A 12,440-nucleotide genomic window follows, 5' to 3' on the forward strand; every position below is an offset into this window, starting at 1 on the left:
GGCCTAGAGCCTGCAAAAGGGCATAGGGCAAGCAGTTGCTCTATGCCATGATGACTCGGCTTATCGATAACGATAGGCCGTTGTCGCATCAAGAAAGCCTATCTCAGGACGGTGTTAGGAGTAGAAGCACTTAATGATTAAAGTTGCTATTAATGGTTATGGCCGTATCGGTCGCTCGATTCTTCGTGCTCTCTATGAGTCAGGCAAGCGGGATCAGATTCAGATTGTCGCCATTAATGAACTCGCCAACCCCGAAGCCATGCTTCATCTGACCCAATACGATACCACCCATGGTCGTTTTCAGTCTCCCGCGTCACTCGACGCCAACGTGATGACCATAGGCGATGATCGTATCCAATTGCTCCATGAGGCCGATGCCGAGAAGCTTCCCTGGCGATCCCTGGATATCGATATCGTGTTCGAGGCCACGGGTGCCCTCATCGACCGCCAGGCCTGTGAGGCCCATATCAGGGCGGGCGCCAAACAGGTGCTGATCAGCCATCCCTCATCCGGCGATGTGGACGCCACAATCGTCTACGGCGTGAATCATCAAGATCTCAAGGCCGAACATAAGGTGGTCTCTAACGCCTCCTGCACCACCAACTGCCTGGTGCCCATTATCCAGGTGCTGGACCGTGCCTTTAAGGTGCGTAGCGGCGCCATCACCACCATCCACTCGGCGATGAACGATCAGCAGGTGATCGATGCCTATCATGACGACCTAAGACGTACCCGCGCGGCGGGGCAGTCGATCATTCCGGTAGATACCAAGCTGGCCAGAGGGATCGAGCGGATCTTGCCCGAGATGAAGGATAAGTTCGAGGCGATATCTGTGCGCGTGCCGACAATTAATGTGACTGCAATTGACTTATCGGTCACCTTAGATAAACGTGTCGATATCGATACAGTGAACCAGGTATTATCTCAGGCGGCAAATGGCTCATACCAAGGGGTTGTGGGCTATACTAATGCGCCATTGGTATCGTGCGATTTTAATCATGATCCCAGATCCAGTATCGTCGATGGCACCCAGACCAGGGTGAGCGACGGCCATCTGGTGAAGTTGCTGTTGTGGTGTGACAACGAGTGGGGCTTTGCCAACCGTATGTTGGACACCAGTTTAGAGATGATAAAGGCCGTTAGAGCCTGATTTTAAAGATTTTAAACCTATGGCCGGTGAAGCGTCCCGGCGGTGGGTAGCCCAGTTTTGCTTTAACTTTTATTTTTAACTTTAAACTTAAGGAAACGTGAAATGGCGATTATCAATATGTCAGCGTTAGATCTTCAGGGCAAGCGCGTGCTTATCCGTGAAGACCTCAATGTCCCGGTCAGCAATGGTGTGGTCACCAGCGATGCGCGTCTGCGTGCCTCTCTGCCAACCATCAAGCTGGCGCTGGAGAAAGGCGCGGCCGTGATGGTGATGTCTCACCTGGGTCGTCCGACCGAAGGTGAGTACAACAGCGAGTTCTCTATGCAGCCTGTTGTGGATTACCTGGAGAAGGCGCTGGATTGCCCGGTACGTCTGGCAAAAGACTACCTGGACGGTGTAGAAGCCAATGTCGGTGAAGTCGTGGTATTCGAGAACGTGCGCTTCAACGTCGGCGAGAAGAAGAACGACGAGGCGCTGGCCAAGAAGCTGGCAGCCCTGTGTGATGTGTATGTGATGGACGCTTTTGGCACCGCGCACCGCGCCCAGGCATCGACTCACGGTGTCGGCCTGTACGCCCCTGTGGCCTGCGCCGGTCCACTGCTTGCCGGTGAGCTGGAAGCCCTGGGTAAGGCGATGGACAATCCGGCGCGTCCGCTGGTAGCCATCGTAGGCGGTTCTAAGGTGTCGACCAAGCTGACCGTACTCGAGAGCCTCTCTGGTATTGTCGATCAGCTAGTCGTGGGTGGCGGTATCGCCAACACCTTCATTGCCGCAGCCGGTCACAACGTAGGTAAATCCCTCTATGAAGCTGACCTCATCGATGAAGCCAAGCGCTTGGTAGCCAATGCCCAGAGCCGTGGCGGCGACATCCCAGTACCGACCGACGTAGTTGTGGCGAGCGAGTTCAGCCCAACGGCGAGCGCGACCCTCAAGGCGGTCGATCAGGTGGCAGATGAAGATATGATCTTCGACATCGGCCCTGACAGCGCCGAGGCCCTGGCCGAGATCCTCAAGAACGCCGGCACCATAGTATGGAATGGTCCGGTAGGCGTGTTCGAGTTCGATCAGTTCGGTGAAGGCACCAAGCGTATCGCTCAGGCGATCGCCGACTCTTCTGCCTTCTCAATCGCGGGCGGTGGTGACACCCTGGCGGCGGTCGACAAGTACGACATCGCCGATAAGGTCTCTTACATCTCTACCGGTGGTGGCGCCTTCCTGGAGTTCCTGGAAGGTAAGGAACTACCTGCTGTGGCTATGCTGGAAAGCCGCGGCGAATAAGTAAAAAAATAATTAGTATTATAAGAAACCGCCGATAGTCGGGTCGCAAGGAGTTCGCGACCTTTCTGTCGGTATCAAAATCTGTCCAAACGATAGTGACCTCGGTGGTTAAGCGGGCATGGCCCGATTGCCACCCTATTATTGGAGTTAAAAATGGCCTTAATTTCCCTACGTCAACTGCTAGACCATGCCGCAGAGCACGGATACGGCGTTCCCGCGTTCAACGTTAACAACCTGGAGCAGATGCGCGCCATTATGCAGGCGGCAGAAGCCACAGACAGCCCGGTTATCGTTCAGGCGTCAGCCGGTGCGCGTAAGTATGCTCGTCCTCAGTTCCTTAAGTATCTGATGGCGGCGGCGCTCGAGCAGTATCCAGATATCCCTGTGTGTATCCACCAGGATCACGGTACTCACCCTGACGTGTGTCAGCGTTCTATCCAGCTGGGTATGTCTTCAGTCATGATGGACGGCTCACTGATGTCAGACGGTAAGACACCTGCTTCATACGAGTACAACGTCGACGTGACCCGCAAGACGGTTGCCTTCGCCCACGCCTGTGGTGTGTCGGTAGAGGGTGAAATAGGCTGTCTGGGTAGTCTGGAAACTGGTCAAGCCGGTGAAGAAGATGGTGTTGGCGCCGAAGGTATCCTGAGCGAAGATCAGCTGCTGACCACGCCGGAAGAGGCGGCGCGTTTCGTGGCCGATACTCACGTGGATGCCCTGGCCATCGCTATCGGTACCAGCCATGGTGCCTACAAGTTTAGCCGTAAGCCTACCGGCGACGTGCTACGTATCGACCGTATCAAGGAGATCCACGCACGTATTCCTAACACCCACTTGGTCATGCACGGTTCTTCTTCTGTGCCGCAAGAGTGGCTGGAAGTGATCAACCAGTATGGCGGCGCCATCCCTGAAACTTATGGTGTGCCACTGGAAGAGATCGTCGAAGGTATCAAGCACGGCGTACGTAAGGTTAATATCGACACCGACCTGCGTCTGGCCTCTACCGGCGCGGTACGTAAGTTCCTGGCGGAGAACCCAAGCGAGTTCGACCCTCGTAAGTTCCTGAAAGCCTCTATGGATGCGATGGCAGACATCTGTACCGTTCGCTATGAAGCCTTCGGTGCGGCGGGCATGGGTTCTAAGATCAAGCCTAAGTCACTGCAGGCCATGTATAAGGCATACCAGTCTGGCGAGTTAGATCCACAGGTGAACTAATTCGGTCTGATGACCCAATATGAAAAAGGCCCGCCAATTTGGTGGGCTTTTTTTATGGTAAAAACACCACAAAGAGTAAGGACTAACTCTCGCCCTTAGCTGAGCTGTTAGTTCAAAATGCTGGAAAGGCAAGCGTAATTTTCATTTCTGTGCGCCGGATGATACTATTGCGCCAATTTTTAAGGGACTTAGATAAATAGGTAAACAGATAATGAAAAAATTGCTGACGGCTACGGCCATCCTGATGGCGGCCCCTTTTGCAGCGCATGCGGGCGCAGATTTCGTTAAGGGTGACAGAACCTTTGCCGCCGACGCCGAACTGGGTGCGACGGTGACTACGGGTAACACAGAGACGACCTCTCTCAAGGGCCGTCTGGACATGAAGCACGAGCTGGGTAACTGGGAAAACCAATACCTGCTAGAAGCCCTCTACAAAGAGGACAGCGGCGAAGAGACGGGTAAGCGCTACTACGGCCTGGTACAGGGTAACTACAAGTTCAGCGACGTGAACTATATGTTTGCTAACGCCAACCACGAGATCGATCCCTTTACCGGTTTCGATTCTAAGTCGACAATTTCTGCCGGTTATGGTCACAAGTTTGTCGATACCGAGAAGACGACCTTCGCCGTCGAAGTGGGTCCGGGTTTCCAGTACAAGCGTCTGGACGATGAGAGCGCCGCCGAAGCGGGTTACGACACCGAAGAGAGCTGGGTGGCGCACGGCGTGATGAACTTCGAAACCGAGATCACCGACAACTCTAAGTTCAAGCAGCTGTTTGTGGCCGATTACGGCGAGAGCCTGGAAGGTCGCTCTGAAACCTCTATCACGGCCAATATCGTTGGCGCCCTAGCGATGAAGTTTGCCGTTATCGTGCGTTACAACAGCGAGCCGCTGGATAACAAGAAGAGCACAGATACCGAAACCAACATGACGCTATTGTACTCTTTCTAATAGGGTTTTTATTGGACTTAAGAGACGCCTTTCGGGGCGTCTTTTTTTGTCTGAAATCAGCCTGAAATTAAGCCTAAGCGGGCTTAAATCTGTATCAGGGTGTATCATAATTATTCAGATAATTTAATGGGTTATGTGCTGATTGTCACGAAAGTTGGCCGGGTAAAATGTCACACTAACAACTAGACGCTAGCCTTAACAGGCATCGCGATATTTGTGTAATTTCCCCTTAAGTGTGAGACCCGGATGCAGATAGGTTGCTGTTGGTTTGAGCCGTCCCAGTCGACGCTGTCGAATCAGGACAATGACACCAGCTGGCTTATGCCAGGTGCGGAGTTTGCCGTGCTTAAACTATTGACCGAGCATCGTGGTCAGGTGATGTCCAATGCCGACCTGTTGGCCTGCCTACCCGAAGATGACGCCAACATGGCACGTCTGGTGCAGGCGGTGGATCGCATCCGCTTCTTTCTCGGCAGTCCGTCGGGCAAGCTGCTGGAGTCGGTGGACGATCAGGGCTATATACTGCACAGCAAACTCTCGCCCCACCGCGAGCTGCTGGGCAACGGGCCTATCCGCCGCATGACCAAGCAGCAATACATACTGCTGATCTCTCAGCTGCTACTGCTGTTTCTGCTCATCTATTCAGTGTTTGAGCCCTTCAATTATCTGCCCTCGTTAGCCGAGATCATCGGCGAGCAATAACCCCTTCTTCTATCTATGGTCGTGTCCCGCTTGCTGGGCAGGTTTAGCTCTGGTTTAGCTTTGATTTAGACTTAGACTTAGGCTTTAGTTTTAGCTGACAGCGCTCTGCTGTTGCCGAATGAGTGGCAGGAGCGGACATAAAAAAAGGGCCACACGCTAGGTGATGGCCCTCAAAGTGGTGCAGTGGGTTAAGTGGAGGGGAGCAGAACCAGTTCGTTGGTCGCCTTGGCACCTTTGATCTCGATACCTACCTTGTATTCCTTCACCGAACCAGGCGCCGTGTTGGCATCCCAGTCCAGATCCGTGGCATCGAAGCTGTATTGACCCTTGTCTGTCTCTTGCAGCACGCCCTGGCAATCGCCGGCGGCGCTGTCACATGAGTAGCTTTGGGTCACGTGCCAGTGTTTCCACGCCTTGGCGTTACGTGAGGTGGTCGAGCTGTCAGGGAAACCGAAGTAGACGATACGGTAATCCGTGGCATTGGTGATGGCCAGGCCGGCGTCATCCTTCAGGGCGAAGTTGAGTGTGCCCGTCTCGCCGTCAAACTCGGCCAGGGTCAGGTTGATGGCCAATGCCTCACCGGCATCTATGGTGTCGGCAACCGGTGGCGGAGTGATCTCGCCGCCGTCGTTGTCATCATTGTCGTCACTACCGCAGCCGCCGCAGATAAGCGCCGTTGCCAGTAGGGCTGTTAATAACTTCTCATTCATGACCTGCTCCTTTAGTTAAAGTGGCCGGTATGGCAAGTCGTACATTCCATGTCAGACTTCACGCTGGCGGCGCTGCCCATGGTGCTCTCTACGCCGTGACAGCTTTGGCAAGCTTGCGCCTCGCTCGAAGGCTTTGATTCAGGCAGGGCAGAGATATCTTCGCCTTTGTAGGCACGGTTAAGCAGCTCGACCACATGGTAGGCCACAGAAGCTGACAGACGCTTACAACGCTCACCCTTCTGGCTGAAGGTAAAGCCTGAGGCCTTAGACCAGTTACTGATAGAGGAGTGACACAGAATGCTGTTGGCAACAGATGACTTACCCACAAGTGCCGTCTTCTCGGCGGTAGAACCGATACCGGCCACGAACTCGTCGCTGGAGAAAGGCAGCTCGGTCACTTCGTAATAGCGGAAAGAGGCGCCGATCACCGCGGCGTTTTGGCCATTGATGTCGTCGAGTATGTTCACCAGCATACCTGTGGCGTTGTTGTTACCACACACTGTGCCCTGACCCACGATACCTGCCCAGCCATAGCCGGCCAGTGCGGTAGGAATCGTTGCAAACTTGGCGGCGTCGGCGCTTTCAGAGTTGGCCAGCATGGTGACTAACGCGTGAAACACCTGGTGCATACAGCCGCCGCCTGTCTCGTAGGCGAGCTTGGCCGTTGCCATAGGATCCAGGGGGACATACTTGAGCTTCTCACCCAGTTCCAGTTTGTAGTTACCTTGTTCGTCGGTGGCGGCGAAGGCCGATGTACCCATTAGGGTTGCGCCCGCCGCAGCGGTGCTGATGCCGATGATTTGGCTAAGTGCTTGGCGTCTATTGATGGTCATGACAATGTCCTCACTTGGATAGATGTTATTTTTGTTGTTGGCGTGGTTAAAGGGATACGCCGGTTTGAACTTGAGGCCAGTGTGGTCTGGGTAGATTGCAAATAGTGTGACCTGGGCTGGATGAAGCTTGGGGCTGGGCGCGCATCTGCCTGCGCCGATTTTTTCGGCGCCTTGTATCGATTTAATTAATTAATACCTCCAGCCTTCATCGTCGTTATGTTTTGCGATGTGAAGCTGATCACTCTATTTGTAGCATTCATGTTAATTCGCGAGGTTTCAGCCAGGGATAAATATTGGGGCTTAGTGGATGAAGAAGGGGGCTGGGATCACAGAGCGCATAACTCCCTAGCTTTTGTAAGGGTATTTTCTAGATGACTTTCGAGGAGATAGAGGGGATCACAGATTTTTTTGCTGGGTTTGCATAAGCTTATGCACAGCGAAATGAAAGAGTAACCAAGATGCAACTGGGTGATTGCCGATTCGACAGACATACAGGCGTGCTCACCAACGACTTAACGGGTGAAGAGTGGCATCTACCGCGCGCCGAGCTGCAGGTGTTGCTGCTCCTGCTGGCCAATAGCGACAAGGTAGTGGCTAAGCGCGTCTTAGGGGCGGGGGATGACGACCATCCGCCATTAAGCGATTCGTCGGTGGCGCGGGCGGTATTTATGCTGCGCTCCTTCCTCGGTCCGCTGCATGAACACATGATAGAAACCGTCAAGGGCAAGGGCTATCGCCTGCGCCTGGATAGCGGCGTTCCTTCGTCTGCGCATCATATCGATAACGCCTCGGCAAGCGGCGAGCCCCATGGCCTGGGCGAGCGAATAGAGGCTGTGCTGGCCTGGCTGTTTGGCAAGCGAAATCGCTGGGTCAAGCTGTGGGTTGGGCTTATCGTCCTGCTGCTGGGGGCGCTGGTCTCCTTGCAGCTCTTCTCCTCGGTCAACTTCGAGGCGCAACATACCGAGCCCTATCTGCGCCATGGCATCACCTTGGAGTCGGGGCAGAAGGTGATGTTTATCAGCTACGCCAAGTCCAAGACCAACAACACCTCGCTGCTGCGCCTGTCGGAGAAGATGTCTCAGGCGTTCGAGCGCTGCGAGTCCTCGCCCTGGAAAGAGGTCTATATGTCGCTCTCCCACGATAAGCAGGTGTTTAACATCACCATGCGCGGCGAAAGGATGGGGCAATCTTTGGTGCGCAACCTTAAGTTAACCGATTACAGGCAGCAGAAGGTGTTTATCTCCGAGGCCTGGTTTAAAGAGGTATCTTTGTGTGAATAGAAAGGTGCTGTGGGCGATCAACATTATCGTGCTGGGGCTGCTGGCGATTAGCATTACCATCAGCTATCGCTACCTCAATCCCAGCGAAACCCTGATGCTTAGCTGTAGCTCTGAGCTGTTCGACCGCCGCGACGACGCCCAGGCGGAGGGGCGCCACTATCTCCTGGTGGATATCATGGCCAAGAAGCAGCAGGCGCAGATCAACTACCGCTACTTCAACCTCGACGGCACCTCGGCGGGGATCATCCGCATGCAGGGCAAGTACCTCGAGTTCGATGAGGCCAACGGCCGCTATAACTTCTCGGTTGACACCAAGGAGGAGAGCGGCGCCGAGTCGACCGAGGCCATGCCGAGACACATGCAGTACCTCTCCTATATCAGTTCCTTTAACCTGGACAGCAAGGGGATGCACAATCTCTCTATCGAGCCGCTGGAATTAGATCCCCACAGGGACTATGCCGTGGTATTGTTCCAGCCGAGTAACACCGTCTGTGGCTGCCGTATAGTGCAATAGCCGTACTTGGGCTATACTCAGGATGTGCATTTCTAAATTACTGAAATAATTCTATTATTCTGAGGTTTTGTGTCTAAGGTTAATATCAAGCAGGAAGAGTCACTGTCGATCAAGTTTACCCATCAGATGAAGGTGGGCGACCATAGACGGCTCGACCTCTATTTCTTTCTGCCCAAAGAGATGGGGATCAATCCCCAGAGCCTCGACGAAGAAGAATATTATCACGCGGCCATCGCCGGCCGGCGCTCCTATTACTCCTCCGGGCTGCATCTGCCCCTGGTGCAGGGGCGTTTCATCAGTCAGAAGAAGCGTACCGTAGAGGAGTTCAGGCTCTACCTCAACCTGTTTGCTTACCAGTTTGCCGTGGCCATCGAGACCGACAGCAAGGAGCTGGCGCAGGTGGAGGATGTGGAGCAGTTCTACCCCTCCCTCAAAGATCTGAGCGAAATCGTCACCCAGCTGCTGAAGAAGTTTCGCCGTAACGAGCCCAGCGATCCTAAGTGGAAGCACTACTTCGAGAACGCCGACAACTACCTCTCCTGGTTTTGTGAGCAGCGCCTGCTGAAACTCATGTCCCACGCGCCCCGCAGCAGTGACTACAGCGAGGTGGTGGAAGAGGTGATCAACCTGTGCCGCAGTGAGAACGGCTACCGCGACAGCAAGAACTACAACTCCTCCCAGACCCAGAGTGACCCGAACCGCATCTCCAACAAGATGTTGCTGCTGCGCCGCCTGATCCAGCAAGGGGTTGTGTTAAAAGAGGAGCAGAAGCGTCTCGGTGTGGGCCTGAAGAAGATGACCACGGGCATCGCCACTGCCTTCGTGATGTTGGTGGTCTCGTCGCTCATCATCAAGGCCCAGGGTATCTTCAGCGGCCTCACCATGGCCTTGGTGTTCACCCTGGCGGTGATCTATGGCTTTCGTGAGATCTTCAAGGAAGATATTCGCAACGCCCTGTGGCGGGTGATCCAGAAGGGCCGTCCCCGCTGGAGCCGCATCCTGCGCGATACTACCAGCCAGGCGATGATCGCCAAGCAGCACGTGTGGATCGATTTCGTTAAGTCTAAGGATCTCCCCGAGGAGATAGACGAGATATTGAAGCGCCGTCATAGCCAGAACAAGCTCGACGCCGATATTCTCCACTATGGCATCAACTCGCGCATCGCCAGCAAAGACTTTCTCGCCGGCTACTCCACCATACAGGAGCAGGTGAACTTTAGCCTGGCTCCCTTCGCCCGCTACCTGGAGCGCGGTAAGGCCAAGATCTACAAGGAAGCCGACGGCAAGATCAGCAGCGACTCGGTAGAGCGCCGCTACCAGATCAACCTGGTGCTCTCCCTGCAAGAGGGCCGCAAGCCCCCCCAGTTTGCCCGCTACAAGATCACCATGAACCGCTCCACCATAGTGGATATCAGTCAGAGTGAGATGCCAGATGGCATCGAAGCCATCGGGTTTGAACACGATGAGGAAGGCGCAAGTCCAAGCGCCTAGATTTGGGTTGGGGTCTAGTCTGGCTGATTTTGATTTGAATTTAGCTAGTCGTAGCCTTGACCTTCAATTTTTTGAATTGCCTGCGGCAGGTGCAGTGCATGGATGCACCAATGTCGCAATCACATGGATGTGAATGAGCGACCTTATGTGCAGATACGCCTGTGAGACGCCGTGAATACTTCCTTGTAGGCTCTGCCGAAACATCTGACTTCCATGGATGGAGGGAATGCCAAAAAATGTAGGGAACATTTTTGGCCCTGTTTCGGAAGCTCACCGGCGTATCTACACCTAGTTATTCATCTCTTCGATTTATCCGCATTTGGTATCCATTAGCTTGATTAAGCGCATATTTTGGGGATGAGGGAGTGTTAGACTTTCGGCTCTAGCCGTCATCAGATATGGAATAATCCTTGTGTGAATAACGCCTGTCATAGGGGTGAAAGATACTTGACTAAAACTAGGGGAAATGAGCACAAGCCTAGTGTATTGTGTTAATTTTTAAGGCGTTTGTAATAGATTCCTTGCACTAACTTCATTCCAAATTGCGTCTCCCGCTTCTGGAACAGTAATCAAGATCCAGACAAGACCTAGTAGAATACAGCAAACGCAGATCGATATTAATCCAGCAACAACTCTTTTGCGCGTTTCATTTGCTAGATAGTATTTAGGAAAAAAGACAGAGATTCCCGAGTACTTAAGCAGGAAGGGGACTTCTTTTCCACATTTGTGCAAAGTGGAAAGACCAATGGCTGCAGCTAGCCCTGTAATAAATCCAACTAACCAAATTCCGACAAAAATGTTCGCAATGAAATCCATGCTCATAAGAGATATAACGCCTTGCTATGGGACGAGAGTTGGCTTGCTAAACTTGGTGAGGAACGAACCCGAGCAAGCCGTTTCGAGTCCCATCCATAAACCGCTTGTCATACGAACATTAGCAGCAGAAAGGTGACCATTGTTGATGTTACTGCAAAACCCGCAATAGACAACAGAACCATAGCATTAAACTTTTTAGGGTTTTCAGCCTTGTAGTATGTGCCAAATCTTGTCTGTATCAACTGCCACTTTAGCGCTAATAAGGTATGAACAAAACCTGCTATTGAAGCAATAAGCAAAATTGTAATTAAAACTAACTTGCTCAACTCAATGTCTGTTGCAAAGCTAGCAGAAGTTAACAGCATTATTGCAGCTGGAAACAGCCACATTAACTTTGCTTTTGCTTGTGCGTAGTTTTTGGAGCGTAGGTGCTTATTCATCCGTGTTCGTATAACGCCCGCCTACGGGGCAAATTGAGTGGGCTAAACTTGAGCGAAGCGAAAAGCCCGCGAAAATTTGTCCCAGCGAGTTTACGAGCAACATAAGGCGCTTGTTATGTTGCGATTTCATAACTTCCATTTTTTATTGATTGCCTTGGTTATAGCTTCCTGAGGATCAACACCTAATTCTTCTAATTTACTGCGCAAAACCTCAATGTGAAACCAAGGACAAGCTGGATCATCACATGCTACATCGGGATCACCTTCGTGCTCAAACACCAGGTGAAAACAAAGCCAATGCATCTGCTCAAAGACTTTGTAATCCTCGGAATACTTTTCTACTGGCTTCTTGCAGTGTACGCATATTTTAGGGTTACTCATGATGATTACTGCAAACTTTCCTTAGCTACATAACGCCTTGCTAACCCGAAACATTGCGAGCGAGTCAGCGAGTAATTTTTCGGGTTGAGCAAATTGTTATGCTCAACGTTCATATAAAACTTTAAAATTCGTTTCAAATGCGGGCTGCATTACTTCCGCATACCAATTTTCATCTATAGAGGGAAAGATTTTACTTAGTATTCCGATCAGATGTTCGAAACCACTTTGTTCTTCATGCGCGAGAAACACTTTTCCATTATTAAGCTCAAACTCCAAACAAATTAAATCGGTCGTGATTAGGTCGTCCTTATAGGTCACTATTTTTATGCATTCCTTCCACTCAAAGCTGCTCTCTTCAATACTATCTCTAAAGTATCGAATACCTATATCATTACTTGATAGCGAGCATTGAGAATTATTTCTCCTAGTAAAAAAATTGCTTATCTTTCGGAAAATGTTCATCTATTTACTTAGCATAACGCTTATTAGCGAGAATGCCGCCTATGTAAATCACTTCCTACTAATGTACATCGCGGCAAACTTTTTAAATATCTGAAATTTATATCAATAACAGCATTACATAACAAGGAGAGAATAAGCAGCCCGAAAACAAAGCGAGACTTCATTTAACGAGACCTCCACCACTCCCTATTAAATGGCTGATGCTCAGTTTTT

13 protein-coding genes are annotated in these 12,440 nt (G+C 51.9%); 8 read left to right on the top strand and 5 right to left on the bottom strand.

What is annotated here, in order from left to right; translation table 11 throughout:
* The first annotated feature begins 133 nt into the window (after positions 1 to 133).
* The 5 genes from epd to SHEW_RS20075 all read left to right on the top strand — a co-directional run bounded on the left by epd (position 134) and on the right by SHEW_RS20075 (position 5,300).
* Positions 134 to 1,150 (top strand): erythrose-4-phosphate dehydrogenase, encoded by a 1,017-nt coding sequence (gene epd, locus SHEW_RS03875; protein ID WP_011864559.1) that lies wholly within the window; start codon positions 134 to 136, stop codon positions 1,148 to 1,150.
* A 102-nt stretch (positions 1,151 to 1,252) separates the two neighbouring features.
* The gene (locus tag SHEW_RS03880) at positions 1,253 to 2,428 is read left to right on the top strand and encodes a phosphoglycerate kinase (RefSeq protein WP_011864560.1); all 1,176 of its coding nucleotides are present in this window, start codon (positions 1,253 to 1,255) and stop codon (positions 2,426 to 2,428) included.
* Positions 2,429 to 2,581: 153 nt separating this feature from the next.
* Positions 2,582 to 3,646, top strand: a complete 1,065-nt coding sequence (gene fba / locus SHEW_RS03885) for a class II fructose-bisphosphate aldolase (protein WP_011864561.1) — start codon at positions 2,582 to 2,584, stop codon at positions 3,644 to 3,646.
* A 211-nt stretch (positions 3,647 to 3,857) separates the two neighbouring features.
* Entirely contained in the window at positions 3,858 to 4,598 is a 741-nt protein-coding gene (locus SHEW_RS03890; RefSeq protein ID WP_011864562.1) for a DUF481 domain-containing protein, read from the top strand.
* 246 nt (positions 4,599 to 4,844) lie between these two features.
* Positions 4,845 to 5,300 carry a winged helix-turn-helix domain-containing protein gene (locus SHEW_RS20075; RefSeq protein ID WP_011864563.1) on the top strand — a complete coding sequence of 152 codons (456 nt, stop codon included), beginning with the start codon at positions 4,845 to 4,847 and terminating at the stop codon, positions 5,298 to 5,300.
* A gap of 188 nt (positions 5,301 to 5,488) precedes the next feature.
* On the opposite strand, the gene SHEW_RS03900 is transcribed toward SHEW_RS20075, so the two are convergent.
* Both SHEW_RS03900 and SHEW_RS03905 read right to left on the bottom strand, forming a co-directional pair.
* Entirely contained in the window at positions 5,489 to 6,010 is a 522-nt protein-coding gene (locus tag SHEW_RS03900; protein ID WP_011864564.1) for a hypothetical protein, read from the bottom strand.
* 11 nt (positions 6,011 to 6,021) lie between these two features.
* Positions 6,022 to 6,843 carry a cytochrome c3 family protein gene (locus SHEW_RS03905; RefSeq protein WP_011864565.1) on the bottom strand — a complete coding sequence of 274 codons (822 nt, stop codon included), beginning with the start codon at positions 6,841 to 6,843 and terminating at the stop codon, positions 6,022 to 6,024.
* Positions 6,844 to 7,301: 458 nt separating this feature from the next.
* On the opposite strand from SHEW_RS03905, the gene SHEW_RS03910 reads away from it, so the two are divergent.
* The 3 genes from SHEW_RS03910 (at position 7,302) to SHEW_RS03920 (ending at position 10,128) form a co-directional block, all read left to right on the top strand.
* A complete protein-coding gene (locus SHEW_RS03910; protein ID WP_011864566.1) occupies positions 7,302 to 8,123 on the top strand; it encodes a winged helix-turn-helix domain-containing protein in 822 nt (273 codons plus the stop codon).
* Entirely contained in the window at positions 8,116 to 8,637 is a 522-nt protein-coding gene (locus tag SHEW_RS03915; RefSeq protein ID WP_011864567.1) for a hypothetical protein, read from the top strand. Before SHEW_RS03910 ends, SHEW_RS03915 begins: the two co-directional genes overlap by 8 nt.
* Positions 8,638 to 8,706: 69 nt before the next feature.
* Positions 8,707 to 10,128 (top strand): hypothetical protein, encoded by a 1,422-nt coding sequence (locus SHEW_RS03920; protein WP_011864568.1) that lies wholly within the window; start codon positions 8,707 to 8,709, stop codon positions 10,126 to 10,128.
* Between the two features lie 498 nt (positions 10,129 to 10,626).
* Here SHEW_RS03920 and SHEW_RS03925 read toward each other — a convergent pair whose 3' ends face one another.
* The 3 genes from SHEW_RS03925 to SHEW_RS03935 all read right to left on the bottom strand — a co-directional run bounded on the left by SHEW_RS03925 (position 10,627) and on the right by SHEW_RS03935 (position 11,765).
* The gene (locus tag SHEW_RS03925) at positions 10,627 to 10,950 is read right to left on the bottom strand and encodes a hypothetical protein (RefSeq protein ID WP_041406397.1); all 324 of its coding nucleotides are present in this window, start codon (positions 10,948 to 10,950) and stop codon (positions 10,627 to 10,629) included.
* A 101-nt stretch (positions 10,951 to 11,051) separates the two neighbouring features.
* Positions 11,052 to 11,384, bottom strand: coding sequence for a hypothetical protein (locus SHEW_RS03930; protein ID WP_041406400.1), 333 nt, complete (start codon positions 11,382 to 11,384; stop codon positions 11,052 to 11,054).
* 126 nt (positions 11,385 to 11,510) lie between these two features.
* On the bottom strand, positions 11,511 to 11,765 hold the full coding sequence (locus SHEW_RS03935) for a hypothetical protein (RefSeq protein ID WP_041406402.1): 255 nt from the start codon (positions 11,763 to 11,765) through the stop codon (positions 11,511 to 11,513).
* Between the last annotated feature and the right edge of the window lie 675 nt (positions 11,766 to 12,440).

Source organism: Shewanella loihica PV-4, from assembly GCF_000016065.1.
GTDB lineage: Bacteria > Pseudomonadota > Gammaproteobacteria > Enterobacterales > Shewanellaceae > Shewanella > Shewanella loihica.